Here is a 25,893-nt window from a genome sequence, read left to right on the forward strand (position 1 = left end):
GCTTCCTCCGGGCACGTTCCGGCGTGCCCTCGTTTGTTACTTATGTCCGGTCGAGATTGAGACGGTAGACCTTGACCGCGCCGCTGCGTCCGCGCAGTTCAAACTCCCCGACATCCTCGAGATCGGGAGGGTTTCCGGCCGCGACGGCTGTTTCCTCGGACACGAGGACGCAGAGATCCGTACCGGGCGCGACCTGCTTGCCGAGTTGTTCCAACCGGTTCGCCACATTCACCGTATCGCCGATCATGGTGTAGTTGATGCGTCCCGGCGCGCCGATATTACCGACGACCGCCCGTCCGGTCGCGATACCGAGACGGATGTGAAGCACTCTCTGTCCCGTCCGCTCCCGCCGCTCATTGTCCGCGCGCAGCAGTTCCGCGATACGCCGGACCGACCGGAGACAGGCCGCTGCATGGTCCGCGCGTTCCGCAGGTGCGCCCCAGAACGCCATCACGCTGTCTCCGACATATTTGTCGATATTGCCGCCTTCGGCTTCGATGGCTTCGTTCATCAGGGTGAAGTGGTCGTTCGGCAGCGCGACGATCTCTTCTGGCGGTGCGCTCTGCGACAGGGTGGTGAAGCCGACGATATCGGAGAACAGAACGGTGACCTCCCGATCGACGGAGGAAATGCCGGTCGGCTCGGACCTGTCCAGAATGGCGCGGACCAGGGAACGGGGAACATAGATGCCGAACTGAGAAAGACCTTTCACCATGCGGTTGAAAGCGGTTGCCGCGTCGTTGAATTCCCGCACCGAATTGCCGCCGATAGGCGCAACACCGTCGAGTTCGAACTTGGCAACCGCATTCGACGCCGTCGCCAGTTCGCTGACCGGCAGCCGGATCCGTTCGGCCAATTGCCAGAGACGCAGCATGGCGAGCGCCATCACCGCCAGACCGGCAAGCGCTCCGTAAGCCAGATAGCGGATCAAATCCGTGTAACTAGAGGAATCCTCGTCGACATAGATCCCGACGGTAAAGACACCCTCCCGGCTCACCGGTATATCGAGCGTCAGAGAGAAATACCGCGTCTCGCCGACCTTCGCCCTCCGAACCTTGATGCCGTCGCCGTCCTCGAGGTCGTCCACCTTGTGCCTGGCCGGATCGAGAAAAGCGGCAAGCACCGGGTCGCCTATTTCCGATCCGTGCAGCAGCGGCTTTTCGGCCGTCATGCGTTTCGCAATATCGGGATCGGTGAGGGAGGGATGCGCGATCACTTTGCCGTCTTCGTTCACGACAAAGACCAGACCGCCGACCAGATCGACCTGACTGGCGAATTCGGAAAGGTCGTAGAGCGATATCGCGCTGGCGGCGAACCCGAGATAGTTGCCGGTATCGTCGAAGATCGGATTTCGCGCCGTCACGAGAGTCCGCCCGACCAGCCGGGAGAAGATCGGTTCGGCGATAAAGGGCTCAGCCGCCAGGCGGGCTTCTTTGACCGCCCGATCAGCCTCCGAGCCCGGTGCATAGGTGTGCAATCGGGCTGTGCCGTCCGCCTGCACCGTCTCATATCTTCCGTCGGTCCAGAAGAACGCCATTCCACGGATCTGCGGATCGAGCTGCATGGCCGTCCGGGCCATTTCTATATTTGCGGGACTCACCTGAGGGCCGTCGAGAAGGATTTTTCGTCCCACGATCTCGGCCGTTCTGATTGCCGGTTCCATATGCGTGGAGAGAAACCGCGCCGTCGTGTGGATCACGTTGCCCGCGTTCTCGCGCAGCACGGCGAACGCGCCCAAGGTGCCGAAATACATCGTGACCGCCATGAGTGCGACAAGGGCGACGAGAAAGAGACCGCCGATATCCCGCAACAGGAGCGTGCGGATGGTGATGCGGTTCTCCGGGCTGAGACTGTCCGTGTCGATCTTCATGCCAATCCGAAATGCGCGCGGTAACCGGTCGCGTCACCCAGGCTTTCCGCCTCGTAGATCCCGCGGGCAATCGCCCGTGCGAGACAGTTGGCCGCAAAGCCCCCCAGTCTTGCAAGGTCCATGGCCGGTTGAGCCAGCTCCCTCAGACCGGTCGAAACCCCGAACACCGTGTCTCCGTCGAATGGCGTGTGGGCGGGACGGATCGCGTGCGTCAGGCCTTGCTGGGCCATCAGTGCGAATTGCCGACATTCCGCCTTCGATAGCCGCGCATCGGTCGCCACGATGGCAATCGTGGTGTTCTCCCCCGCACGGGCGAGTTTCGGCAGACGAATGCCGCTTGCCCGGTCTTCCGGCCGCGGGCTCTTGCCGCCGAACTCATTATAGATTTCCACATCCCAGGCAAAGAAGGCGCCAGAGAAAGGGTATGTCGCGGCCCCGACCGCGTTCACCGCCACCAGCGCGCCAACCGTCGTGCCGTCTTCGAGCCTGATCGAGGCGCTGCCGAGCCCGCCCTTGAAGCCGCTCGCCTGCGCGCCGTATCCGGCACCGGCATTCCCAAGCGCGAACTCTGGCTTGGCGTCCTCCGCGGCTGCACGTCCGAGCGCAGGGTAGGGGCTGTGCTCTCCCCAGTCCTTGTCGCCGCCATTATTCAGGTCGAAGAGAATCGCTTGCGGCACGATGGGGACAACGGACGGTCCGGCCTTGTAGCCGATTCCTCTGGCACGGAGATGGCCCATCACCCCGCCGGCCGCGTCGAGCCCGAAGGCGGAACCGCCGCTGAGAACCAGCGCGTTGATCTCGGAAACGGTCGCTTCCGGACGCAGCAGATCGAACTCGCGGCTGCCGGTCCCGCCGCCGCGCGCGTCGACCGAAGCCACCATCTCGCCGCTTTCCGGAACAAGGACGGTGACGCCGCTGCGGATCCGCTTGTCATGGGCGTTTCCGACCAGCAATCCCGGCACGTCGGTGATCAGGTTTCGTTTCCCCGGCCGCGACTGCATCTTCTCTCCCCAATCGAGGCATACCCGCCCCCAAGGATCGTCTATTGGACTGATCGCGCAAAATCTTTATATACACGGCGTTCTCCAACAAGGACGGTTTGATGAGTTCCCTGGACCAAGCGGTCGAGCGCCGGCGCACCTTCGCGATCATCGCGCACCCCGATGCCGGTAAGACCACGCTTACGGAAAAACTGCTGCTGTTCGGCGGCGCCATCCAGATGGCGGGCGCGGTCAAGGCGCGTGGACAGCAACGGCGTGCGCATTCCGACTGGATGAAGGTCGAGCGCGAGCGCGGCATCTCGGTCGCCTCGTCGGTCATGACCTTCGACTACGGGAACAACACCTTCAACCTGCTGGATACGCCGGGCCACGAGGATTTCTCCGAAGACACCTACCGGACCCTGACGGCCGTCGACAGCGCCATCATGGTGATCGACGGCGCGAAGGGTATCGAGGAACAGACCCTGAAGCTGTTCGAGGTCTGCCGCCTGCGCGACGTGCCGATCATCACCTTCGTCAACAAGATGGACCGCGAGGCAAGGGACAGTTTCGAGCTGCTTGACGAGATCGAGCAGAGCCTCGCGCTCGACGTCACTCCGGCGAGCTGGCCGATCGGCATGGGGAAAAGCTTTCGCGGCTGTTACGACCTGCTGAACGACAAGCTCATCCTGATGGACCGCGGCAGCCACGATGCGCCGGACGAAGGCCAGACCTGCAAGGGCCTCGACGATCCGAAGCTCGACCAGCTCCTGCCGGCCTCCGCCGTAAGCCAACTGCGCGAGGAAGTCGAGATGGCGCGCGGACTCTGCCCGGAATTCGATCCGGAAGCCTTCCTCGGCGGCCACATGACCCCGGTCTATTTCGGCAGCGCGGTCAATAATTTCGGCGTCCGCGAGCTGCTCGACGGTGTGGCGCGCTATGCGCCGTCGCCGCGCCCGCACCCGACCAAGACCCGCAAGGTGAAGCCGGACGAGAAGAAGGTCGCCGCCTTCGTCTTCAAGATCCAGGCGAACATGGACCCGAAACACCGGGACCGCATCGCTTTCGCCCGGATCTGCTCCGGTCATTTCAAGCGCGGCGCCAAGCTGAAGCATGTCCGCAGCGGCAAGATTATGAACATCCACAATCCGGTGATGTTCCTGGCCCAGGACCGAGAGATCGCCGACGAAGCCTGGCCGGGTGACATTATCGGCATTCCGAACCACGGCAACCTCCGGATCGGCGACGCGCTCACCGAGGGCGAGGATTTGCAGTTCAACGGCATCCCGAGCTTCGCGCCGGAACTGCTGCAGCGGGTCCGGCCGACCGATCCGCTCCGCGCCAAGCACCTTGAGAAGGCGATCGTCCAGCTTGCGGAGGAGGGCGCGGCGAAGGCCTTCAAGACCCGGATCGGCGGCAGCTGGATCGTCGGCGTCGTCGGGGCCCTGCAATTCGACGTGCTGGCGGACCGTATCCGGACGGAATACGACGTTCCGGTGACGTTCGAGCCGGCCGCCCTTCATACGGCACGCTGGCTCGAGGCTGACGATCCGGCGGAGCTGAAGAAGTTCATGGACGCCAATCAGGGCGATCTCGCCGACGACCATGACGACATGCCGGTCTTCATGGCCCGCAACGGCTGGCACCTTCAGCACACCGCCGAGAACTGGCCGAAGGTGAAGTTCCTCAAGGTGAAGGAGCAGATGGCCTGATCGGGGCATCTTCACCGCAGGCCCGCGAAGCCGACCGGACCAATTTGTCGCGTGTCACAAGTGGGTCCCGACGTCCGCCGGTGTGACGGGTTTGGAATGCAGACGAATCAGTCGGGGTACCGGCTACATTCCATAGGATACGCCGCGCCAGTTTCGTCATCCCGACAGACGCCGGGTTCCACTGCGTATCATCGGGCCTGGTGCTGTTTTGCCGGCTCGATCCGCATCTGGTAGCAGTTGTTCTTCGCTGAGCGGGCATGGACGTAGCGCACATCCGGGTGCGCCATGATGGCATCTGCCGTTGCTGCAAGTTCGTTCGCATCGACCACCGTGCCGGTGCCGTAGACGATACGGTCGTCGGCGCCGTAGCCGCGCAGCATGATGCGGTCCCACTCCCTGAACATGTCCGGTATCTGCGTTTCGTCGGCATAGCGCGGGCAATCGCCCGCATGAAGGAAGATCGGGCCGATCTCCGCATAGGGCTGGGCCATGGGGAAGGGACGGTGGGCGAGGATCAGATATTCCTCTCCGGCCGCGATGTTCTCGAGGCAATGGCGGCAAGGCATGGCGCCGCCTTCGGAGATCTTCGGCTCCGGCACTTGCCCGTTGGCGTCTTTGCCGCCCGCCCGGTAATGGCGCGCGTCCTCGGTATCGAGGGCGATGAAACGTTTGTCGGTCATGGATCTGTTCCGGTTCCAGGTTGAGAATGGAACGGATGATCCGGGCAAGACGCACGCGGCGATATCCGCCGCTTGCGCGTCAACCTATTTCGAGCGCCAGGCGCTCCAGAGATCCTGCAGCTGGAAGCCCCAGTAGGCGATCTGCGCGATCACCGGGCCGAGCTGTCCGCCGGCGAAATCAAGTCCGAAGGGCGCGAAGAGCTTGTAGGTTTCGTCGCCGTCCGCAATCGCCTTCGCCACGACCTCGCCGCCGGCGGTGGTCGCGCACATGCCGTGTCCGCCATAACCCTGGTTGAACCAGACACCGTCAGACAGCCTGCCGATCTGCGGCATCTTATGTACCGAATAGCCCATGGTTCCGGGCCAGGCGACTTCCGCCCTGATCCCCTCGAGCTGGGGATAGATGCGCAGGATGTCGCCGATCATCTTCTTGTCGAGATCGCGCGGCGAAAGATTGGAGCTGACCCGTCCACCCCAGAGCAGGCGCGTATCCGGCAGCGCCCGGTAATAGTCGTTCGCGATCCTGCTGTCGGAGGTGCCGTAGGGCGCCCGGATCGCATCCTGCAGGCGATCCCCGAGCGGTTCGGTCAGAACCACATAGGTGCCGACTGGCAGAGTCGCGCGCGACAGCTTCGGATGCAGATAGCCGATATAGCCCGAACAGCAGATCACGACCTGATTTGCGGAAACACTGCCTCGCGCCGTATCGATCCGTTTGCGGTCGTGCGTCAGGTCCATATGGGTGACGACCGAGTTCTCATAAATCCGCGCGCCGTTGGACATCGCGGCGTCGGCGATGCCGTTGGTGAAATTCAGCGAGTGGAACTGGAAGGCCGTCGGGTTCAGCACGCCTTCATAATAACGCGCCGTTCTGTAGAGCTCGCGCATCTGCTCGCGGCTTTGAAACTCGAGGCCAAGGCCGAACCGCTCGTTCATCATGTCCGCATTCGCCTTGAGTCCGTCGGGATTGGCGAACCAGGAGGCCTTCATGATCCCGGAACGCATGGGCCCGGCATCGATGGCGTAGCGCTCGATCCGATTCTTGATGAGATCCATCGCGTCGAGGGTGAGACGGAAGAGGGCATCCGCATCCGCCCGCCCAACCCTGGCCTCGATATCGCCGAGACCGAGACTGTATCCGCCGCTGACAAAGCCGCCATTGCGCCCGGAGGCGCCCCAGCCGACCCGGTTCGCTTCTAGAAGCACGACATCGCGCCCACGCTCCGCCAGTCCGAGCGCCGTGGCGAGGCCCGCCATTCCGCCGCCGACAACGCAGATATCGCAATCCGTATCCGTGTCCAGAACCGGGCGCGCCGCGGGCGCCTTGACGCTGCGGCTATAGTAGCTGTCGATATAGCGCGCGCCGTTTTCCGTCGCTGTGTTCATTATCGATTCCATTCTGCTGCGATATCCGGTGTCGGTTTATAGCCGGTTCGGTGAGGGACCGGTCAAACTGTGCGGAGTCTCACAGTGCTGTCGCGGACAAGCGCGTAGATCCGGTTCTAGAGGTCCGGTCAGACGCTCGTAATTAAGATTTTCTCCACGAATTTCATCTAAATTTTTATTTAGAAAACAGGGGATTAGCCTATGGAAATAGATACATACCATGCACTGACAATCGTTCGTAATGTCGATCGCTCTTTAAACTTTACAATTCGAAACCATTTTGATGGAATGGTATTAGTTCGTAAGCAACGGAACATCCGACGCGGAGGCCTCCTATGACCGTCCAGACACTTCGACGCTCTGCTCTCAAGATCGATACGGCCGATATTGCCGTCGGTGGAAGCGCGGAAGACGTGCGGGCGAGCTACATGGAGCTGACGGCCATGCTCGACCGGCTGCACCGGCGCTATCTCGACGTCGTGCGCGTCGAGCTGGAAAGCATGGGCATCAACAACATCAATCCGTCTCAGGCTCTCATGCTGGTCGGGATCGGCGACGAGGACATTCCGGTCCGCGACCTGATCCACCGCAAGGGATATCAGGCCTCCACGGTCTCCTATAACGTCAAGAAGCTGTCCGAGTACGGCTATCTCGAGCAGGAGCGGGCCGCGCATGACCGCCGGTCGGTGCGCCTTCGGCTCTCCCCGAAAGGCCGGGACGTGGTTGCCCGTCTCAGGGATCTCGAACAGCGTCACATGGAATTCACCAACGGCCGCGCCGATCTCGCGAAAGAGATGGAAGCCGCGACCGCGACCCTGCGTCAGCTCGATCAAATCTGGGCCGAATACATAACTTTCGGCTAAGCCCCACCCCCGAGGCTCCCTAAGCGCGCCGCTTCTGCGGCGCGTTTTTTATGCGCATGCGGCGTCGAGCGCCGCGCGTGCCAACAATCGTGTCGAATCCAGAACCGGGAGCGCGCTGTTGGCGTCGTTGATGATCAGCGGAATTTCGGTGCATCCAAGGACTACCGCATCGCATCCTGCATCCTTGAAGCGCGCGATGACCTTCCGGAAATAGGAGATCGAGTCCGGACGGATAATCCCGGGCACCAACTCGTCCATTATGATCCGGGCGGTTTCGGCGATCTCATCGGGCGAGGGGCGCAACCAGGCAATCTCCGAGGCCTCCAGCTTCTCCGGATAAACCTCGCTTTCGACCAGCCAGCGCGTGCCCATAATGCCGAGCTTTTTATAGCCGTTCCCGACCGCCGCGGCTGTTACCGCGTCCGCGATATGCAGCCATGGAAGCGGGGATCGCTCCGCAAGGAGCGGGAAAGCCTGATGAATCGTATTGTCGGGGCAGATCAGGAAATCGGCTCCGGCGCGCTCCAGCCGACGGGCCGAATCCAGCATGACATCGGCCACGCCCGCCATGTCGCCGGCTTCCAGACAGGCAACGTAGCGCGAGAGCGAGGGCGTATGCATGGAGATATCCGGATGGACATGCGCGCCGAGTCGCTCCGCCCCCTCCGAGCAGATCGTCCGGTAGCACAAAGCCGCGCCTTCGGCCGAACACCCGACGATACCGATATGTTTCATCTGACCCTGTGCCGCCGGCTAGAGCTCGCCGGTCATCACATATCGCAGGATCGCCGCGACCTGAGCCGGCGTTTCGGCCACGGCAAGAGCCGCACCATCGACCTCTTTCAGCGGATGGGTCAGTGATGGATCGTGCTGCACGATCAAGGGCTTGCCGAGTGCCGCCGCATAACCTGCATCGAACGCCGCGTTCCATTGCTTGTATTTGTCGCCAAACCGCACCACGACCACGTCGGCGCGTTCGATCAGGGTGCGTGTCCGGATCGCGTTGATCTTGGCGCCCTTGTGATCGGCCCAGAAATTGTTCTCCTCGGCGCCAAGGATCGTCACGCCGCAATCGTCGCTGTTCTCGTGCACCGTCACGGGCGCGGTGAATGCGATATCGAGAGAAGCATTCCTCGCCGCGTCCTCGATCTCCTTGCGCCAATCCGTATGGATCTCACCCGACAGGTAGACCTCTAGTTCCGCCATCGTCTCCTCCTCCTTAATGACAGGCCATTGATAGCTGATTCGGATCGTCAGTGCAGTGCCTCGGGGAAAGATTAGAGTGGGCCGGAGGACCGTGTTTACGAATCATTATCTCAAAAGTGAGATAAATCGGCTTCTTCACCATGGCGGAGATACCCATGCGGTCCGTGAAATTCGGCTTGTCGATCCTTGTCAGTCTCTTCTCGCTCGGCGGATGCGGTGAGCCGGATCCGGTCCGGATCGGCTTCATCGGAGGCCTGGAAGGGCGGGCGTCGGACATCGGGATCGCGTCGCGAAACGCGGTTCAGCTAGGTGTGGACGAGGTGAATACCGCCGGCGGGATCAACGGTCGAAAGGTCGAGCTCTACGTGCGGGACGATGGTGGGACCGCCGAGGGCGGTGCCGAAGCGGCGCGGGCTCTGGTCGGCGAAAAGGTCGACGCCATTATCGGCCCCAATCTCAGCGTGGTCGCCAGCGGAATGGTTCCGGTCATCAACGAGGCCGGGATCGTCTCGATCTCACCGACGGTCTCCTCCTTGGCCTTCGTCGGGAAGGACGACTATTTCTACAGAATCGGATCCACGACGAGACAATATGCGACCGCTTATGCTGACTTCTGCGAGAAGGCCGGCATCAAGCGGATGGCGATGACCCTCGACAAACGCAATGCCGTTTTTTCCGAAAGCTGGCTTGCGGAGTTCCGTGCCGCGCACGAAGCTCGGGGAGGAGAGGTCATTGCCGCCGTTTCGTTCGATGCCACTGTGAGCGGCGACTTCGCCAGGGTTACGCGCGAGATTCTCGAAACCCGGCCGGACGCTCTGCTTTTCATCGCAAACGGCGTCGACTCTGCCCAGTTTGCTCAGCAGGTTCGTAAACTGGATCCAGACATCCCTTTTTTCGCGGCGGAATGGGCCGCGTCCGAGAGCCTGTTCGAGCTCGGCGGACGGGCAATCGAAGGTCTGATCCTGCTGCAGACATACGATCGCTATGACGATCGAGCGCGATATGTGTCTTTTCGGGATGCCTATCGGGATCGATTTCAGGAAGATCCGGGTTTCTCCAGTGTGGCTGCCTATGACGGGCTGACGGCTCTTTTAGCGGCCTTGCGGTCCGGCAACGAGAACCTGAAAGAAGCGATGGATTCAGTTGGGTCGGTGGAAGGCTTGCAGCAGATCGTTGAGTTTGACGCCTTCGGCGACAGTGAGAGGCGCCGCGTATTCGTCGAAGCCAGAGACGGCAAGTTCATCCGCAAATGATCTTCGGCACGGCCTTTTCCCTCAGGTTTGCGCTGACAGGACTCTTCCTGCTGACCCCGCTGGTGGCGCTGATCATCGTCGGTTCGGTCACACTTGCGGTGCGCCTGCCCCAGATCTCCAAAGAAAACAATGCGATCGCGCGTGCCTCGGCAGCGGAGATGGCGGCCCGCCTGGAAGAATATCTGACCTCGCTCGAGGACCGGTTGCAGGTGGTGGCTTCCGGGATCGACTCGCTTTCCGGCATTAACAGCCACGCCATGCTGGAGGCCGCGCGGGGGCACAGTTTCGACGCGATCTATCTCCTCGACACTGGCGGGATTGTACGCGACGCAAGCGTCAGAAACTTCGATCTCGAATTCACGGTCGAACTTATCGGCACGGATCTCTCGGGCAACAAGCTGTTTCAGGAGACTTCGGCAACTGGGGAAAAGGCATGGAGCGATACGCAGCTCTCTGCGATCACCGGCATCGTCATGGTCGGTCTGGCCGTCCCGGTTCCGAGTACCGGCCAGGTGATCATCGGCGAGGTTTCGCTCGAACAGATCGTTTCCATCAGCCGCTTCAGCAGAAGCAACGAGCAATTGGACCTTTGGATCGTCGACCGACGCGGCGAGATCGTTGCGGATACCAATCCGACCCGCTCCGGCAGGCGCAATCTTCTGAACGTTCCGATTGTCCGCGCCGGGCTTAACGGTACTCCGATCCCGGATGAGATCTCATTCGACGGTTATGACTATTTCGCCTGGGCAGAGTTCTCCGAATCACTCGGTTGGCTATTCGTCAGTCGAATTCCGCGCGGGATGGATAATGCGACGACGCGGGAAACTGTCTGGATCGTCGCGATCGGCTTCATCGCGACATCGTTGCTCGGCGTGTTGCTCGCACCGCTCTGGGCACAGGCGATGATACGCACGATCAGCTCCGTCATCGATCAGGCGCGGATGATCGCGTCGGGGAAAACCCCCGAAGCGTGGCCGACCGGGCCAATCAAGGAGTTCAATCAGTTATCGGACGATCTGGAAGCGATGGCCAACGCATTGGTCAGTCGCGAGAAGGCGCTCAAGGAAATCAACGAAGAGCTTGAGAACCGGGTACGGAACAGAACGCGAGACCTCGCAGCTTCGAATGCCGAACTGTCTCAGGCACTGGACCATCTCCGCAAGACACAGGGAGAACTTGTCGAGTCGGAGAGGCTTGCCGCCCTCGGTCGCCTCGTCGCCGGCGTGGCGCATGAACTGAACACACCGCTCGGGAACAGCAAGCTCAGTCTGTCGGCGCAGATCCACGAGATCGAAAACTTCTCTCGCCTTATGAACTCGGGACTGAAGAAGTCCGATCTGACTGGTTTCGTGGATAGAATGCGCCAAGGAACATCCGTCGCCGAGATGAATGTCGAGCGTGCCTGCAATCTCGTGAGCAGTTTCAAGCAGGTCGCTGTCGATCGCACGGCCTCCTACAGACGGGTCTTCAGGCTCAACGACCTGATCAGCGGAACCGTGCTCACGCTGCAGCCTTCGATCAGCAAGTCGATCAACGTCGTTGTCGAGGAGATCCCGGCAAAGATCGAACTCGACAGCTATCCGGGAGAATTCGGGCAGGTCATAACGAACCTCGTCGACAATGCGGTAAAGCATGCTTTCCCCGACGGAGCAGGAACCGTGCGCCTGACCGTATACGAGCCGGATTCGAAATCGATATCCGTGACTATCGAGGACGACGGGATCGGCATGACGGAAGACATCGCCGATCAGATCTTCAACCCGTTCTTCACCACAAAATTCGGCCAGGGCGGAACGGGTCTCGGTTTGCACATCTCCTACAACGCCGTGGCCAATGTCCTTGGTGGCACCTTGTCGGTGACCAGCGCACCGGGAACCGGTAGCGCTTTTAAGATCACGGTGCCGCTCGTCGCGCCGCAACCGGATACCGAGTCCGAGACTGTCAGGGAAACGTCCTAGCGCGTTTCCCGTCCCCGGCGGCACATGCACTGCCCTTCGTCGGGTTCCATTGACATTCCAAAGCCAAAAAGCTGAAATCCAATTGTCACACGCGATGGCATCGCTGGCCCGGACCCTCGTCCGGGCTCCCCGCAGAAAGGGGCGATGCGCAGAAGAATGCCACGGGTGCGGCGGGAGGATTTGGCAAAAAGAAACTGAGCTCAATGTGACCGGAGGGGTCCGGATCACAGGCCGTTTCGCTTTTCGGGGGACTGACATGACTTTCATTTCGCGCCGCCAGGCTCTGACCACGCTGGCCGCTCTCAGCGCCATTTCCATGCTGCCGGTGACGGCGAACGCCGCCGACAAGATCAAGGTCGCGGGCATCTACACCCAGCCGATCCAGCAGAAGTGGGACGCCCGCCTGCACCAGGGGCTCGAAGCCGCAAAGGCCGCGGGCAAGATCGAGTATTCCTATTCGGAGAAGGTCTCCAACACCGATTATATCCGCGTGCTGCGCGAATATGCCGAAAGCGGTGTCCAGCTGATCGTCGGCGAGGCCTTCGGCATCAGCCGCGAGGCGCGCAAGGTGGCGGACGAGTATCCGAATGTCGCCTTCCTGATGGGCGATCCCTTCAAGCCCCACGGCAGCAACTTCTCGGTCTTCGACAACTACATTCACGAGCCCTGCTACCTGATGGGCATCATCGCCGGGCATATGACCAAGTCCAAGAAGATCGGCATGGTCGGCGGTTATCCGATCGGCGAGGTGAACCGGCTGTTCCACGCCTTCATGAACGGCGCCCGTTCGGTTAACCCGGACATTCAGTTCAAGGTCACCTTCATCGGCTCCTGGTACGACCCGCCGAAAGCCAAGGAAGCCGCCTTCGCGCAGATCGAGGCCGGCGTCGACGTGCTCTATGCCGAGCGTGCGGGCGTGGTCGACGCGGCGCGCGAAAAGGGCATCATCGCCTTCGGGAACGTGAACGACATGAACAAGGAGGAGAACGGCACCAATGTCGTCGTGACCTCCGCGCTCTGGCACATGGAAGAAGCCATTGCTCATGCCATCGACCTTGTGAAGGCCGGCAATTTCAAGGCCGAGGATTACAAGGAATGGACGATGATGCAGAAGGGCGGCGCCAGCCTCGCGCCTTATTATGAGTTCGAGGACAAGATCCCGGCTGAAGCGAAGGCCAAGGTCGAAGAGCTGAAGGCGAAGATCCTCTCCGGCGAGTTCGTGGTCGAGATCAACGACGAAGAGCCGAAATCGACCTTCTGATCCCGCGCTGGGTTACCCCTGTGACTGTAAAAACCGGTGACGTGACGCCCCTGCTGAGCTTCAGGGGCGTCACCAAGCGTTTCGGCCCGCTGACGGCGAACGACGCGATCTCGCTCGACCTGAAGGCAGGCGAGGTCCTGGCGTTGCTTGGCGAAAACGGTGCCGGCAAGACCACGCTGATGAATATCCTCTTCGGCCATTACATGGCGGATGAGGGGGCGATCCTGATCGACGGCAATCCGCTGCCGCGGGGCTCGACCGACGCCGCGATCCATGCCGGGATCGGTATGGTGCATCAGCATTTCACTCTCGCCGAAAACCTTACCGTGCTGGAAAACATCACGCTCGGGACCGAACCGCTCTTCTCCTGGCGCCGGAACATCCGCGCGGCACGCGAGAAGATCTCCTCCATGGCCGTCGAATTCGGTCTCGATGCGGATCCGGACAAACTCGTGGGCGAGCTCTCCGTCGGCGAGCGCCAGCGGGTCGAGATCCTGAAGGCGCTCTACCGCGATGCCCGCATCCTGATCCTCGACGAGCCGACCGCGGTGCTCACACCGCAGGAATCCGACAGTCTCTTCCAGACCCTGAAGAAACTGACCGCGCGCGGCCTTGCGGTGATCTTCATATCTCACAAGCTGAACGAGATCCTCAGCCATACCGACCGGGTTGTGGTACTCCGCCGCGGCAAGGTCGCGGGGACGGTGAAAACATCTGATGCCGACCGTGCCGGTCTGGCTCGGATGATGGTGGGCGAGGAGGTCAAGCGCCCGACCGCTGAGGCGATGGAGCCGGGCGCGCCGGTCGTGCGGCTCGCCGCGGTGTCCTGCAAGGCCGGATCGGAAGCCCAGAGCCTGAAATCGGTCAGCCTGGAGATACGCGCCCACGAGATCGTCGGGCTTGCCGGGGTTGCAGGCAACGGACAGCGCACGCTCGCGAGCCTGCTGTCCGGCCTCGCGGTCGCCGACAGCGGCGATGTCGAGATCCTCGGTGCGCCGGGAACGGACGATCCGACAGCGCTGGTCGCACGCGGTGTTGCCCGTATTCCCGAAGACCGGCATGCGACCGGCGTGGTCGGCGAGATGCCGCTTTGGGAGAACATCATCAGCGAGGAAAGACGGAGTGCGGAGATCGCCCGCGCCGGGATCGTCATCGACAAGGGCAGGGCACTTGAGCGCACCCGCAACCTGATCAAGGAATTCGATATCCGCTGCGAAGGACCTGAGGCCGAAACCCGTTTGCTTTCAGGCGGTAACATGCAGAAGCTCATCCTCGCGCGGGTTCTGTCGCGCGGGCCGCGCTTCATTCTCGCCAACCAGCCGGTGCGCGGCCTCGATGAGGGCGCGATCGCCTATGTGCAGCGCCGTTTGCTCGAAGCGCGCAAGGAGGGTGCCGGCATCCTGCTGATCTCCGAGGATCTCGACGAGCTCTTCGCGCTCAGCGACCGGATCGCCGTCATGTATCACGGCCACCTGTCGCCGGCGCGGCCTGCCTCCGAACTGACTGTCGGCGAGGTCGGATTGATGATGTCCGGCCAAGGCGCGGAGGCCGCCTGATGCGCATCGAGGCACGGCAGCAGGTCGAGGTCTGGCGCATCGTTCTGGCGCCAATTCTCGCCGTCCTGGCGGCTCTGGTACTCGGTGCCGGACTGATCCTCTGGGCAGGAGAGGCGGTGTTCGCCTCCTACTGGGCGCTGCTGAAAGGCGCTCTCGGGTCGTCCTTCGCGATCAACGAGACCCTCACCCGGACCACGCCGCTGATCTTCACCGGCCTTGCCGCCGCCGTCGCCTTCCGCGCCAAGTTCTACAATATCGGTGCCGAGGGGCAGCTCTATTGCGGGGCGCTCGCCGCCACCTTCTTCGGAACCGGTCTCGTCGGACTGCCGCCTTTCCTGATGATTCCCTTCCTGATGCTGGTGGGCGCGATCGCGGGCGGTGCCATCCTGATCGTGCCGGTGCTGCTGAAGACCCACATGAAGGTCGACGAGGTGGTGACGACACTACTGCTGAACTTCGTCATCCTGCTGCTCGTCGGCTACCTGCTCGAAGGCCCCTGGAAGGACCCGATGTCGCTTGGCTGGCCACAGGCCGCACCGATCGTGGACGAGGGGATCTGGCCGCCGCTGCTTGCCAAGGGACGCCTGCACCTCGGCTTCGTCTTCGCGCTGATCGCGGCCGCGCTTGCCTGGGCGCTCATGCGCTTCACGGTCTGGGGCTACGAGATCCGCGCCGTCGGTCTCAATGCGTCCGCCGCCGGTTTCGCCGGGATCGGCGTCAATGCGACGGTGATCCGCACCGCGCTGATCTCCGGCGGTCTTGCCGGTCTCGCCGGTGTGAGCGAGGTCGCGGGGCTCAAGGGGTACCTCACGCTCGATCTCTCACCTGGCTTCGGCTATGCGGGCATCGCCGTCGCCATGCTCGCGCAGCTGCATCCGCTCGGTGTCATCCTCTCCGCCTTCTTCATCTCGGCGGTCTATGTCGGGGCCGACGCGATGAGCCGGACCACGGATATCCCGACCTATATCGCGGACGTGCTCGTCGGCCTTTCGGTCCTCACCATTCTGGTCAGCGTCATGCTCACCCGCTACCGTATCCGCTGGAGCTGAGGCGATGATCGGCGACCTGCTCGAAATCCTCCTTACCGCCGGCTTCTGGGCCGCCACCATCCGTATCGTCAGTCCGCTCATCCTCGGCACCCTCGGAGAGCTGATCTGCGAGCGGGCAGGGGTGCTCAATCTCGGCATCGAGGGCATCATGACGATGGGTGCGATGGCCGGATGGATGTGGGTCTACCAGGGCGGAGACCTATGGGGAGGGATCGTCTTCGCCGCCTTCATCGGCGCGCTGTTCGGTATGTTTCACGCGGGTTTCACGGTCTATCTGGGGCTGTCCCAGCACGTGACCGGCATCGGCATCACGCTCTTTGCCTCCTCGCTCAGCTACTATGTCTTCCGCATGCTGCTGCCGACCGCGACGACCCCTCCGAAGATCACGCCCTTCCAGCCCTTCGCGGTCCCGGTCCTCTCCGACATCCCGGTGATCGGCGAGGCGCTCTTCACCCAGACGCCGCTGACCTACCTGGCCCTGCTCTCCGTTCCCGCCGTCTGGTACGTGCTCGAGCGGACGCCCCTCGGCCTCGCCGTCCGCATGGCGGGGGAGAACCCGGTCGCGGTCGAGAGCCAGGGCATCGACGTGCTGGTGGTCCGTACCGGCGCTGTCATGGTCGGCAGCGCCTTCATGGCGATCGGCGGCGCCTTCATCACCATGAGCGCTTTCGACGCCTTCTATTTCGGCATGATCAACGGCCGCGGCTGGATCTGCGTCGCGCTGGTGATCTTCGCCTCCTGGCGGCCCGGAAAGGCGCTGCTCGGCGCGCTGCTCTTCGCCGGGCTCGACGCGCTGCAGGTCCGCGCGCAGCAGCTTGCCGGCGCCCAGATCCCCTACCAGTTCTTCCTTATGGCCCCGTACCTGCTCTCCATCGCCGCCATGGTGGTGATGGCGCGGCGGGCACGCTATCCGAAGGCGCTGCTGGTGCCGTTCCGGCGCGGCGACCGGGTCTGACAAACAAGGTTTCAACGATGCTCGATATCCTGATTACCAACGCAACGCTCCCCGACGGGCGCACGGGCCAGTCCATCGCGATCGCGGGCGGGAAGATCCTTGAGGTCGGCCTGAACGTGACCGGAGCGGCCGGCCGGACCATCGATGCGGGCGGCTGCCTCGTGACGCCGCCCTTCATCGACCCGCATTTCCATCTCGATTCCACCCTCAGTCTCGGGGAACCGCGCCTCAACCAGTCGGGCACGCTGCTCGAGGGCATCCAGCTCTGGGGCGAACTGAAGCCGCATCTGACCGGTGACGCGATCAAGGACCGGGTGCGGGAGCTTGCCCGCTGGTCCATCGCCAAGGGGACGCTCGCGATCCGCAGCCATGTCGATACCTCGGACCCGCGCATGATCAATGTCGACGCTCTGATCGAGGTCCGTGAGGAGCTGAAGCCCTATATCGACATCCAGCTCGTCGCCTTCCCGCAGGACGGCTACTTCCGCTCCGCCGGGAACGTGGAGAACGTCGCGCGGGCGCTCGACAAGGGGGTCGACGTGGTCGGCGGCATCCCGCATTTCGAGCGCACGATGGAAGACGGCGCCCGCTCTGTCCGCGCGCTCTGCGAGCTGGCGGCGGACCGCGGTCTCCGCGTCGACATGCATTGCGACGAAACGGACGATCCGATGTCGCGCCATATCGAGACACTGACGGCGGAGACCAGGCGCCTCGGGCTCGAGGGCAGGGTGGCCGGGTCGCACCTGACCTCGATGCATTCGATGGACAATTACTACGTCTCGAAGCTGCTGCCGCTGATGGCGGAGAGCGAGATCCATGCAATCCCGAACCCGCTCATCAACATCACCCTGCAGGGACGCCACGACACCTATCCGAAGCGCCGCGGCATGACCCGGGTGAAGGAGATGACCGCGCAGGGCATCAACGTCGCCCTCGGTCACGACTGCGTCATGGATCCCTGGTACAGCCTCGGCAGCCACGACATGCTGGAGGTCGCCCATATGGCGGTGCATGTCGGGCAGATGACCGGCGTCGAGGAGATGAAGGCGATGTTCGCCGCCGTGACCGAGAACTCGGCAAAGGCGATGGGCCTCGAAGGCTACGGCATCGCCAAGGGCTGCAATGCCGATCTCGTCATTCTCCAGGCGGGCGATCCGATGGAGGCCATCCGCCTGAAGCCGAACCGCCTATTCGTGCTCCGCCGCGGCAAGGTGATCGCCGAGGCCCCGCCGCAGATGAGCACCGTTTCGATCGGTAGCGAAAGCTACAGCGTCGATTTCCGCCGCGCCTAGGCGAGTTCCGCGTCCAACGCCTCGAACAGGCGATCGACGTCGCCCATGTCGTTGAAGAGATAGGGACTGACCCGCAAGGCATTGTTCCGGAAGCAGATATGGACGCCGCGCGCGGCCATCTTCTTCTCCAGGCCCTCCGGCCAGGGCATGTCGCGATAGAGCCCGATGAAATGCCCGATGCGGCGCTCCTTCGGAGGGTATTTCAGCCCGCGCTCGGCCGCCTTGTCCGCGACGGCATCCACCAGTCCGCTCAGATATTCGTGGATGGCCGCCGGTGTCCATTCCGCGATCTGCTCCAGCGCCGTGACCGACATCGGCATATGCACCATGCTGTCGGCAGCCCCCATGTCATAGCGCCGCGCGCTCGGCTTCAGTTCGCCGCCGAGCCCGTCACCGCTTTCCATCGAAGGCGCACCCGTCCGGGCCTGCTGGTTCAGCTCCAGCGGCATGCCGCGCTGATGCTTCGGCGCGACATACATGAAGCCCATCGTGTCGGGACAGAGTAGCCACTTGTAGCCGGAGGCGACGACGAAATCCGCCTGAACCTTCTTCAGATCGAAGGGCCGCGCGGCGATCGACTGGGTCGCATCGACCACGAGCGGGATCCCGCGGCGGCGGCACTCGGCGCTGACCGTTTCCAGATCGACGAGCGCGCCGTCCGACCAGTGGCAATTCGGCAGGGCGACGATGCCGACCCCGTCGTCGAGCGACTCCAGTACCGGCCCGGTCCAGTCGAAATCCTCCCCGCGCCGCACCAGACGCACGTCCCCGCCTGCAATACGCGCCAGACGGATCCAGGCATAGACGTTGGAGGGAAACTGTCCGCCGAGCATCAGCACGTCCTTGCCCGCTTCGAGTCGCAGATTTGCCGCGGCGGTCGCGATGCCGTAGCTGGTCGAGAAGCAGATGGCGATATCGTCAACGGTCGCGCCGATCAGCCCGCCGAAAAGCGTACGGCAGCGCTCCATCTCCGGACCAAGATCGGCCCGCTCCGGCGTCCAGGGGTGCAGTTTCCTTAGCAACCCGCGCTGCCCGGCTTCAAAACTCGCCTTCAGGCACGGCGACTGGCTGGCGCTGTTGAGGTAGGCGACACCGTCCGGCAAGTCGAACAGGTCGCGCTGGCAGGCGAGGGGCATGGAAAGAGGCTCCGCTGGAAGAGTTGTTCCGGAGACGGGCGCCCCGGCTCCTCAACTAAACGGCGCCTGCATGTTCGCAGTCAAGCCCGGTGGGCGGCTTGGCGGTCCGGCTCGACACGGCTCCAGCGGAAATATTTGACCTTCTGGTCTCCCGTTAGTGAACCGGCGAAGCTGGAGGTGCTGAGGAAATTGGTGATCCCAATGAGATGCGTCGGCGTGCGTCTGTCGTTTCCCAGCGGAAGGACTAGACGCTCACCGAGGACGCTCGCCCCTTGTTCCGACTGATGATCGGTCAGAATGAAAAAGGCGGCGGGTATTTCCAGCATGAGCCGCCAGCGTTTCGAAATCGCCTCTGCGGCGCCGGACTGCATGATATCGGATAGCCGCATCCCCTTCAGATTGCGGCGGTAGCGCTGCGTGTGTTCCTCGCCGGCGATGCGGTAGACGAAATCTCCTCCCGCCAGCACCTCGACGACGAAAATGTTCGGCAGCGCCCATGGAAAGTCCACGGGGTCGATGTCCGCATAGGACGGCATCGCATGCCCGTCGCGCAATGTGAGCCAGTAATCGAGAAATCTGCGATGCAGGCGCGTTCCGTCACGCGGTGCAAGCTCCTCTACGGGAACCCGATCCTCTTCGTTGAATTCCATAGTTAGGCTGAAGTCCGTATCGTGCAGGAATACCGCCGCATCATCTGCGGGTGTTCGAAACCGACTTTTAGCAGAGAGAATTAAACAAAAAGAAAACGGCAGCGAAAAAGAAGCGCTGGCGGATGGGGTGGGATTCGAACCCACGAGACGGTCACCCGCCTGCCGGTTTTCAAGACCGGTGCCTTCAACCACTCGGCCACCCATCCGTTCGTCATGAGAGACGAGGCCGGCTGTCTATACGCAACGATGATGCTTCCCGCAACCGTCAAGAGAACCGGAAAGGCATTGATCAATTTGCAGCATTAGTACTACACATGAGGCATAATAGTCATACTTGAGGATTGAACTTCCTGTGATCCGAAAACCTTCTACAGCGTCCAGCGGTCGAACTCTGGCCCAGGACACCACCGAAGCATTGCGCGCAAAGATCGCTTCCGGCCCGATGAAAGCAGGGGACCGCCTGCCGACCGAAAAGGAGCTCGAAGCCGAATTCGGCGTCAGCCGCACGGTGATCCGCGAGGCTGTGGCCGTTCTCAAGGCCGACGGCTTGGTGGAGCCGCGGCGCGGCGCCGGGATCTTCGTCCGCGATCCCGAAGGCTCGCGCCGCAAGAACCTGCCGAGCTTCGTACCGTCCGGTGTCCACGAGGCGCTGGATCTGCTCGAACTCCGGATGGCGGTCGAGATCGAGGCGGCCGGACTTGCGGCGACGCGGCGAAGTCTTTCCCAGGACGCGCGGATCCGCGAATGCCAGGTGCAATTCGAGCGCGCCATCGAATCCGGCGCATCGGCGGTCGATCGTGATGCCGCGTTCCATCTTGCGATCGCGCAAGGCACGAACAACAGCCTTTTCACTTCTTTTCTCGAATCGCTTGGCAGCAACGCCATTCCGCGCAGCAACCTTTCGGACGAGGACCGTGCACGGCTGATCGACCGCTCCTATCTCGAGCGGGTGAACAAGGAACATCGGGCAATCGTCGATGCGATTTCCGCCGGCGACGCGGACGGCGCCCGGGTGGCCATGCGCGCGCATCTGAGCGGCAGCATTACCCGTTACCGGACATCTCTTTCCACCTGACGCGGATACTTCGCGAATACGGGAGACCCATTCATGAATGTGCCGGTCGACTGCGTGCTGGATGTCCGCGCGACGTTGGGCGAGGGCGCGGTCTGGGACAGCGGGACCGGTTCGCTCTGGTGGGTCGATATCGCGGCACCGGCGCTCCATCGCTACATGCCCGGCACCGGCCGTGCGGAAGAGTGGCCGATGCCGTCCGCCATCGGCTGCGTCGCCCCGCGCCACGCAGGAGGCGCCATTCTCGGGCTCGAGCAGGGCTGGTCCGCATTTGATCCGACGGATGGTTCGATTTCTCTGATCAACGACCAGGCCCCGGCCCGGCCCGGTCACCGCTTCAATGACGGCTCGGTCGATCCGGCCGGTCGTTTCTGGGCAGGAACGATGCCGAAAACCGGTCCAAAGAATGCCGCGGCCGGAGAGGCGGGCGACGGTGAGCTCTTCTGTCTTGACGCCGATGGTTCCTGCCGCATGGTCGTCGACGGGCTCTACACCCAGAACGGTCTCGCGTTTTCGCCGGACGGCACGCGCATGTATCTCTCAGACAGCCACCCCGCCGTGCGGACGATCTGGCAATTCGACTACGAGCTGGAGAGCGGAACGCCGACGAACCAGCGGCTCTTCTTCGACACGAGAGAGGTCGCGGGGCGTCCCGACGGTGCCGCGATGGATGCCGACGGCTGCTACTGGATGGCCGGCATCGAGGGCTGGCAGATTCTCCGAATCACGCCACAAGGCACGGTCGACCGTACCATCGCCGTTCCGGTCGAAAAGCCGACCTGTCTCGCGTTCGGCGGCACCGACCTCAAGGATCTCTACATCACCTGCATGGGGCCAGGCCTGATCACGCCCGGCACCGAAGAGCGCCAGCCGAATGCGGGCTGTCTCTTCGTCTGCCGTCCGGGTGTCGAGGGCTACGCGCCCCCGCCCGCCGCTGCGTGACGCCTAGCCTTCGATCAGGCGCGGCAGAGTCAGCGAGATCTCAGGAATGAAGGTCGTCAGCATCAGCGCGACCAGGATCGCGGCATAGAACGGCCAGATCGTCTTCACTGCCCGTTCGATAGGAACCTTGCCGACGGCGCAACCGAGGAAAAGACAGGCCCCGACCGGCGGGGTGCACAGCCCGAGCCCGAGGTTCATCATCAGGATCATGCCGAACTGCACCGGATCCATGCCGATGGAAATCACCACCGGCAGGAAGATCGGCGTGCAGATCAGGATCAGCGCGGCCATGTCCATGATCATGCCGAGGATCAGCAGCATGGCATTGATCATCAACAGCATGCCGATCGGGTTTTCCGTCACGCCGGTCATGAAATCGATCATCCGCGACGGCACCTGGTAGAAGGTCAGCATGTAGGCGAAGGCGGTCGCCGAGGCGACCAGGATCAGCACCATCGAGGTCGTGCGCACCGAGTTCACCACGGCGGTCTTGAACGCCTCCCAGCTGAGAGAGCGGTAGACGATCAGGGTCACAAGGAAGGCGTAGAGCGTGCCGAAGGCACCGGATTCGGTCACCGTGAAGACGCCGGACAACACACCGCCGACGATGATCACCGCCGTGAAGAGGCCGGGCAGGGCCGCCACGAAGCTGAGGAAGAGGGCGGTGAAACCGGGGAAAACCTCGACCGGATAATTGCGGCGGACGGCGATCAGATAGGCCGCGACGGCGAGACAGATGCACATGAGCACGCCGGGCACGACGCCGGCGAGGAAGAGTTGCGAGATCGAGATTCCGCCGCCCGCCGCGATGGCGAAGAGAATCATGTTGTGGCTCGGCGGAACCAGGATGCCGGCGATGGAGGAGGTCACGGTCACGTTGACCGCATAATCGTCGTCGTAACCCTTTTCCTTCATCACCGGGATCAGGATCGAGCCCAGCGCTGAGATGTCCGCGACGGCGGAACCGGATATCCCGCCGAACAGCATCGAGGAGAGCACGTTCACGACGCCGAGGCCACCGCGCACCTTGCCGACCGCGGCCGACGCAAAGCGCACCAGCCGGATCGCGATGCCGCCATGGAACATGAGTTCGCCGGCGAAGATGAAGAAGGGGATCGCCATCAGCGAGAAGACGTTGATCCCGGAGATGATGCGCTGGAAGGCGACGACCAGCGGCAGCCCCTCGACGAAGAAAGCGGTGACGGCGGCGACCGCCAGCGCGAAGGCGACAGGAACGCCGATGACGACGCAGACGGCAAAGACGCCGAGCAGAATGAGAAGACCCATGACGGCGCCCCTATGAGCTCTGGTTACGCGGATCCGGGGTCTTCTCCCGGAAGAATCTGATCAGATGGCCGATCGAATAAAGCAGGCATGCCGCGCCGCAGAACGTCAGCGGGACCGCGCGCAGTCCCTCCGGGAGATCGATCAGGGGAATCTGGGTGCTCCATTTGAAGAGCACGAGCTTGTAGGTCTGCACCATCATGACGAGGCCGAAGCCGCCCATGATGAGATAGGTGAGCAGCTCCATCAGACGCTGCACCGGCCGTGGCGCGATATCGCGGAAGAAGGAGACGCCGAGATGGGAACGCTCATGCACGCCGGAGGCGGCCCCGACAAAGCCGATCAGCGAAACCAGAAGCAGGGCGATCTGCTCCACCCAGGTGGGAGTGGCGTTCAGGACGTAGCGGCCGAACACCAGCCAGCCGAAGATCACCGTCAGGACGACCATGCCGATCCCCGATACCCAGAGACTGAGTCCGGAGAGGCGGTCGAGCAGACGGTAGAACAGCCTGAAAATGTCGGCCGCGCCGCGCCTGGAGCCTTGAGCACCGCTTTCGGCGCCAGTCGAATGCATGGAGTTCATCTGCACATCCCGGGTCGTGGCCGCCCTGAGGCGGCAACACAAAGATCAAGCAGGAAAAAGGTGCCGCCGGAGCGGTCGCGCGAGCGACACCCCGGCGGCCACGGGACAGGAGCTTACTGAGTGGCCTGGATTGCCGCGACGAGCGGCTTCAGTTCCTCGTTGCTGGCGAGGAATTTCTCGTAGACCGGCTTCATGGCGTCCTGGAAGGCCTGCTTGTCGGCGACATCGTTGAACTTCACGCCGGCCTTCATGACCATCGCACGGCTCGCTTCGGCGCGTTCCGCCCAGAGCTTGCGCTGCAGGTCCGCGGATTCACGTGCCGCGGCCTTGACTGCCGCCTTGTCGGCATCCGAGAGCGCGCCATAGACATCCGCATTGATACAGACGCATTCCGGGATGATCAGGTGCTGGGAGTCCGAATAGTAGCCCGCGACCTCGAAATGACCGGTCGATTCATAGGACGGCCAGTTGTTCTCGGCACCGTCGACCACGCCGGTCTTCAGCGACTGATAGACTTCGGAGAAGGCCATCGGCGACGGGTTGCCGCCGAGCGCGGAAATCATCCCGGAATAAAGGTCGTTGTTCATCACGCGGACCTTCATGCCTTTCACATCATCCGGGTTCATGATCGGGCGCTTGGAATTGTAGAAGGAGCGCGCACCGGCATCATACCAGGCCAGCGCGATCATGCCCTTCTTCGCCATTCCGGCGCTGATCTGGTCCCCCGGCGCCCCATCGAGGGCCCGGTGCATATGGCCTTCATCCTTGAAGATGAAGGGCAGGGAGACGACGTTGGCCTCGGGAGCGATCGGACCGATCGGACCCAGGTTGAAGTTGCCGATCTCGACCGCGCCGATGCGGAGCTGCTCGATGGCGTCCGGCTGGTTTCCGAGAACCCCGGAATGGAACATCTTGAGCGTGTAGCGCCCATCGGTCTTCGCGGCGAGAAGCTCGGCGAACTTGTCCATGGCGACCGTGTTCGGATAGCCCGGCTTGTGAATGTTCCAGCCTTTCCATTCGGCCGCATCGACGGCGCCGGAGAGACTGACGGCCAGGGTCACGGCAACAGCCGCGGAACCGATATTCCGAATAAGTGACATTTGGTTTTCCTCCCTTTTGGTCCGGCTCAGAGGCCGGAGCAGGGGCACCTTTTGTTGATTTATCTGATTGGGTGCCCGGTTCCGGGGAAACGGCACACACGGCGCCGCTCCTCGTTGAAAAGAAGTATGCCCTGTTTCCGAAATTGGTCAATCTATTGGGCAATACATCTTACTTATTTCTTATGCCGCTTTCCGCATGCCCTTGATCACGTTCAGAAGCTCGGCGACATCGCTGTCCCGCGCCGTGCTCAGCGGCGGACGGACCGGCCCCGGATCGCGGCCGACCGCGCGAAGGCCACCCTTGATCAGGCTCACCGCATATCCCGGCACCCGGTCGCGGATTTCCGCGAACGGATAGAAGAACTCCCTCAGAATTCGGTCGGTCGTGACACGGTCGCCGGCCCGCAGGGCGCGATAGAAGTCCAGCGCCAGTTCCGGCACAAAATTGAACACCGCCGAGGAATAGGTGCTGAAACCGATCCCGTCATAGGCGGAGGCAAACAGTTCGTGCGTCGGCATGCCGCCGACATAGACCAGGCGATCCGCCAGCTCCGCACGGATCCGGGTGATCAGGTCGATCTCGCCGATGCCGTCCTTGAAGCCGATGAGGTTCGGGCAGACCTCGGCAAGGCGCGCAATGGTCCCGGCAGAGAGCCGGCAGGTCCCACGATTGTAGACCACCACGCCGATGGAGACCGCGTCGCAGACCGCTTTCACATGGGCGAACTGTCCCTCCTGCGTGCCGGCCATCAGATAGCTCGGCAAGAGGAGCAAACCGTCCGCGCCGGCCGCCTCGGCCGCGCGAGCATCGGCGATCGCCCGGACCGTATTCACGCCGCAGCCGGCGACGACCGGGCAGCGGCCATCCGCCGCCTCGACCGCCGCTCGGACGATTGACGGATATTCCTCCTGCCCGATGGAGAAATACTCCCCGGTCCCCCCGGCCGCGAACAGGGTTGCGGCATCGAAGGAGGAGAGCCAGTCGACATGCTCCTGATAGGGGGCAGGGGCGAACTTCAGCTCCGCGTCGAAATGCGTTACGGGGAACGACAGCAGACCGCTTCCCATCTTTGTTTTCAGATCCGGGGGAGAGAGAGGCACTGTG

General features: G+C 62.6%; 23 protein-coding genes and 1 tRNA gene. 11 read left to right on the plus strand and 13 right to left on the minus strand.

From position 1 onward, the window contains the following. Window positions 1–40: 40 nt before the first annotated feature. The gene (locus JJ959_RS00505) at window positions 41–1,870 is read right to left on the minus strand and encodes an adenylate/guanylate cyclase domain-containing protein (protein WP_292879314.1); all 1,830 of its coding nucleotides are present in this window, start codon (window positions 1,868–1,870) and stop codon (window positions 41–43) included. After that, window positions 1,867–2,871: a P1 family peptidase gene (locus tag JJ959_RS00510; RefSeq protein ID WP_292879315.1), complete on the minus strand. Its 1,005-nt coding sequence runs from the start codon at window positions 2,869–2,871 to the stop codon at window positions 1,867–1,869. Before JJ959_RS00510 ends, JJ959_RS00505 begins: the two co-directional genes overlap by 4 nt. A 101-nt stretch (window positions 2,872–2,972) precedes the next feature. Between JJ959_RS00510 and JJ959_RS00515 the strand changes: the two genes are divergently transcribed. Continuing rightward, window positions 2,973–4,562, plus strand: a complete 1,590-nt coding sequence (locus JJ959_RS00515) for a peptide chain release factor 3 (protein WP_292879316.1) — start codon at window positions 2,973–2,975, stop codon at window positions 4,560–4,562. A 188-nt stretch (window positions 4,563–4,750) separates the two neighbouring features. On the opposite strand, the gene JJ959_RS00520 is transcribed toward JJ959_RS00515, so the two are convergent. Next, on the minus strand, window positions 4,751–5,242 hold the full coding sequence (locus tag JJ959_RS00520) for a DUF1203 domain-containing protein (protein WP_292879317.1): 492 nt from the start codon (window positions 5,240–5,242) through the stop codon (window positions 4,751–4,753). Between the two features lie 84 nt (window positions 5,243–5,326). Beyond that, window positions 5,327–6,628 carry an FAD-binding oxidoreductase gene (locus JJ959_RS00525; protein ID WP_292879318.1) on the minus strand — a complete coding sequence of 434 codons (1,302 nt, stop codon included), beginning with the start codon at window positions 6,626–6,628 and terminating at the stop codon, window positions 5,327–5,329. Window positions 6,629–6,963: 335 nt separating this feature from the next. On the opposite strand from JJ959_RS00525, the gene JJ959_RS00530 reads away from it, so the two are divergent. After that, window positions 6,964–7,491 carry a MarR family transcriptional regulator gene (locus JJ959_RS00530; protein ID WP_292879319.1) on the plus strand — a complete coding sequence of 176 codons (528 nt, stop codon included), beginning with the start codon at window positions 6,964–6,966 and terminating at the stop codon, window positions 7,489–7,491. 48 nt (window positions 7,492–7,539) lie between these two features. Here JJ959_RS00530 and JJ959_RS00535 read toward each other — a convergent pair whose 3' ends face one another. Next, on the minus strand, window positions 7,540–8,226 hold the full coding sequence (locus tag JJ959_RS00535; protein ID WP_292879320.1) for an amino acid racemase: 687 nt from the start codon (window positions 8,224–8,226) through the stop codon (window positions 7,540–7,542). Between the two features lie 18 nt (window positions 8,227–8,244). Beyond that, window positions 8,245–8,697 carry a YtoQ family protein gene (locus tag JJ959_RS00540; RefSeq protein ID WP_292879321.1) on the minus strand — a complete coding sequence of 151 codons (453 nt, stop codon included), beginning with the start codon at window positions 8,695–8,697 and terminating at the stop codon, window positions 8,245–8,247. Between the two features lie 155 nt (window positions 8,698–8,852). Here JJ959_RS00540 and JJ959_RS00545 point away from each other — a divergent pair, with 155 nt between their 5' ends. The 7 genes from JJ959_RS00545 to JJ959_RS00575 all read left to right on the plus strand — a co-directional run bounded on the left by JJ959_RS00545 (window position 8,853) and on the right by JJ959_RS00575 (window position 18,021). Next, window positions 8,853–9,950 (plus strand): ABC transporter substrate-binding protein, encoded by a 1,098-nt coding sequence (locus JJ959_RS00545; RefSeq protein ID WP_292879322.1) that lies wholly within the window; start codon window positions 8,853–8,855, stop codon window positions 9,948–9,950. Next, on the plus strand, window positions 9,947–11,908 hold the full coding sequence (locus JJ959_RS00550) for a sensor histidine kinase (RefSeq protein ID WP_292879323.1): 1,962 nt from the start codon (window positions 9,947–9,949) through the stop codon (window positions 11,906–11,908). Before JJ959_RS00545 ends, JJ959_RS00550 begins: the two co-directional genes overlap by 4 nt. A gap of 256 nt (window positions 11,909–12,164) precedes the next feature. Further along, window positions 12,165–13,169, plus strand: coding sequence for a BMP family protein (locus tag JJ959_RS00555; RefSeq protein ID WP_292879324.1), 1,005 nt, complete (start codon window positions 12,165–12,167; stop codon window positions 13,167–13,169). A 20-nt stretch (window positions 13,170–13,189) separates the two neighbouring features. Further along, window positions 13,190–14,725, plus strand: a complete 1,536-nt coding sequence (locus JJ959_RS00560; RefSeq protein WP_292879325.1) for an ABC transporter ATP-binding protein — start codon at window positions 13,190–13,192, stop codon at window positions 14,723–14,725. Further along, a complete protein-coding gene (locus JJ959_RS00565; RefSeq protein ID WP_292879326.1) occupies window positions 14,725–15,774 on the plus strand; it encodes an ABC transporter permease in 1,050 nt (349 codons plus the stop codon). Before JJ959_RS00560 ends, JJ959_RS00565 begins: the two co-directional genes overlap by 1 nt. A gap of 4 nt (window positions 15,775–15,778) precedes the next feature. After that, entirely contained in the window at window positions 15,779–16,729 is a 951-nt protein-coding gene (locus JJ959_RS00570; protein ID WP_292879327.1) for an ABC transporter permease, read from the plus strand. A 17-nt stretch (window positions 16,730–16,746) separates the two neighbouring features. Next, complete coding sequence (locus JJ959_RS00575) at window positions 16,747–18,021, plus strand: amidohydrolase family protein (RefSeq protein ID WP_292879328.1); 1,275 nt, start codon at window positions 16,747–16,749, stop codon at window positions 18,019–18,021. Here JJ959_RS00575 and JJ959_RS00580 read toward each other — a convergent pair. From JJ959_RS00580 to JJ959_RS00590, 3 genes are all read right to left on the minus strand, one after another. Further along, window positions 18,018–19,157: an aminotransferase class V-fold PLP-dependent enzyme gene (locus tag JJ959_RS00580; protein ID WP_292879329.1), complete on the minus strand. Its 1,140-nt coding sequence runs from the start codon at window positions 19,155–19,157 to the stop codon at window positions 18,018–18,020. The two genes, JJ959_RS00575 and JJ959_RS00580, sit on opposite strands and share 4 nt — an antisense overlap. A gap of 80 nt (window positions 19,158–19,237) precedes the next feature. Beyond that, a complete protein-coding gene (locus JJ959_RS00585; protein WP_292879330.1) occupies window positions 19,238–19,951 on the minus strand; it encodes a PAS domain-containing protein in 714 nt (237 codons plus the stop codon). Then, window positions 19,924–20,013 (minus strand) — tRNA-Ser (locus JJ959_RS00590). The genes JJ959_RS00585 and JJ959_RS00590 overlap by 28 nt, the downstream gene beginning before the upstream one ends. A gap of 146 nt (window positions 20,014–20,159) precedes the next feature. Here JJ959_RS00590 and JJ959_RS00595 point away from each other — a divergent pair. Both JJ959_RS00595 and JJ959_RS00600 read left to right on the plus strand, forming a co-directional pair. Further along, window positions 20,160–20,882 carry a FadR/GntR family transcriptional regulator gene (locus JJ959_RS00595; protein WP_292879331.1) on the plus strand — a complete coding sequence of 241 codons (723 nt, stop codon included), beginning with the start codon at window positions 20,160–20,162 and terminating at the stop codon, window positions 20,880–20,882. Between the two features lie 33 nt (window positions 20,883–20,915). Next, window positions 20,916–21,821 carry an SMP-30/gluconolactonase/LRE family protein gene (locus tag JJ959_RS00600; protein ID WP_292879332.1) on the plus strand — a complete coding sequence of 302 codons (906 nt, stop codon included), beginning with the start codon at window positions 20,916–20,918 and terminating at the stop codon, window positions 21,819–21,821. Window positions 21,822–21,824: 3 nt separating this feature from the next. On the opposite strand, the gene JJ959_RS00605 is transcribed toward JJ959_RS00600, so the two are convergent. The 4 genes from JJ959_RS00605 to kdgD all read right to left on the minus strand — a co-directional run bounded on the left by JJ959_RS00605 (window position 21,825) and on the right by kdgD (window position 25,889). Next, a complete protein-coding gene (locus tag JJ959_RS00605) occupies window positions 21,825–23,108 on the minus strand; it encodes a TRAP transporter large permease (RefSeq protein ID WP_292879333.1) in 1,284 nt (427 codons plus the stop codon). A 10-nt stretch (window positions 23,109–23,118) separates the two neighbouring features. Next, window positions 23,119–23,688, minus strand: coding sequence for a TRAP transporter small permease (locus JJ959_RS00610; protein ID WP_292879334.1), 570 nt, complete (start codon window positions 23,686–23,688; stop codon window positions 23,119–23,121). Window positions 23,689–23,801: 113 nt separating this feature from the next. Next, on the minus strand, window positions 23,802–24,788 hold the full coding sequence (locus tag JJ959_RS00615; protein ID WP_292879335.1) for a TRAP transporter substrate-binding protein: 987 nt from the start codon (window positions 24,786–24,788) through the stop codon (window positions 23,802–23,804). Window positions 24,789–24,968: 180 nt separating this feature from the next. After that, window positions 24,969–25,889, minus strand: a complete 921-nt coding sequence (kdgD, locus tag JJ959_RS00620; RefSeq protein ID WP_292879336.1) for a 5-dehydro-4-deoxyglucarate dehydratase — start codon at window positions 25,887–25,889, stop codon at window positions 24,969–24,971. Between the last annotated feature and the right edge of the window lie 4 nt (window positions 25,890–25,893).

Source organism: Nisaea sp. (genome assembly GCF_017640745.1).
Lineage (GTDB): Bacteria > Pseudomonadota > Alphaproteobacteria > Thalassobaculales > Thalassobaculaceae > Nisaea.

Excerpts from the sequence above, each read along its gene's own strand:
- JJ959_RS00610 (WP_292879334.1), bottom strand. The coding sequence starts at position 23,688 with ATGAACTCCATGCATTCGACTGGCGCCGAAAGCGGTGCTCAAGGCTCC.
- JJ959_RS00535 (WP_292879320.1), bottom strand. The coding sequence starts at position 8,226 with ATGAAACATATCGGTATCGTCGGGTGTTCGGCCGAAGGCGCGGCTTTG.
- JJ959_RS00605 (WP_292879333.1), bottom strand. The coding sequence starts at position 23,108 with ATGGGTCTTCTCATTCTGCTCGGCGTCTTTGCCGTCTGCGTCGTCATC.
- JJ959_RS00510 (WP_292879315.1), bottom strand. The coding sequence starts at position 2,871 with ATGCAGTCGCGGCCGGGGAAACGAAACCTGATCACCGACGTGCCGGGA.
- JJ959_RS00575 (WP_292879328.1), top strand. The coding sequence starts at position 16,747 with ATGCTCGATATCCTGATTACCAACGCAACGCTCCCCGACGGGCGCACG.
- JJ959_RS00555 (WP_292879324.1), top strand. The coding sequence starts at position 12,165 with ATGACTTTCATTTCGCGCCGCCAGGCTCTGACCACGCTGGCCGCTCTC.
- JJ959_RS00615 (WP_292879335.1), bottom strand. The coding sequence starts at position 24,788 with ATGTCACTTATTCGGAATATCGGTTCCGCGGCTGTTGCCGTGACCCTG.
- JJ959_RS00520 (WP_292879317.1), bottom strand. The coding sequence starts at position 5,242 with ATGACCGACAAACGTTTCATCGCCCTCGATACCGAGGACGCGCGCCAT.
- JJ959_RS00515 (WP_292879316.1), top strand. The coding sequence starts at position 2,973 with ATGAGTTCCCTGGACCAAGCGGTCGAGCGCCGGCGCACCTTCGCGATC.
- JJ959_RS00505 (WP_292879314.1), bottom strand. The coding sequence starts at position 1,870 with ATGAAGATCGACACGGACAGTCTCAGCCCGGAGAACCGCATCACCATC.
- JJ959_RS00550 (WP_292879323.1), top strand. The coding sequence starts at position 9,947 with ATGATCTTCGGCACGGCCTTTTCCCTCAGGTTTGCGCTGACAGGACTC.
- JJ959_RS00600 (WP_292879332.1), top strand. The coding sequence starts at position 20,916 with ATGAATGTGCCGGTCGACTGCGTGCTGGATGTCCGCGCGACGTTGGGC.
- JJ959_RS00530 (WP_292879319.1), top strand. The coding sequence starts at position 6,964 with ATGACCGTCCAGACACTTCGACGCTCTGCTCTCAAGATCGATACGGCC.
- JJ959_RS00570 (WP_292879327.1), top strand. The coding sequence starts at position 15,779 with ATGATCGGCGACCTGCTCGAAATCCTCCTTACCGCCGGCTTCTGGGCC.
- JJ959_RS00525 (WP_292879318.1), bottom strand. The coding sequence starts at position 6,628 with ATGAACACAGCGACGGAAAACGGCGCGCGCTATATCGACAGCTACTAT.
- JJ959_RS00565 (WP_292879326.1), top strand. The coding sequence starts at position 14,725 with ATGCGCATCGAGGCACGGCAGCAGGTCGAGGTCTGGCGCATCGTTCTG.
- JJ959_RS00580 (WP_292879329.1), bottom strand. The coding sequence starts at position 19,157 with ATGCCCCTCGCCTGCCAGCGCGACCTGTTCGACTTGCCGGACGGTGTC.
- JJ959_RS00540 (WP_292879321.1), bottom strand. The coding sequence starts at position 8,697 with ATGGCGGAACTAGAGGTCTACCTGTCGGGTGAGATCCATACGGATTGG.
- JJ959_RS00545 (WP_292879322.1), top strand. The coding sequence starts at position 8,853 with ATGCGGTCCGTGAAATTCGGCTTGTCGATCCTTGTCAGTCTCTTCTCG.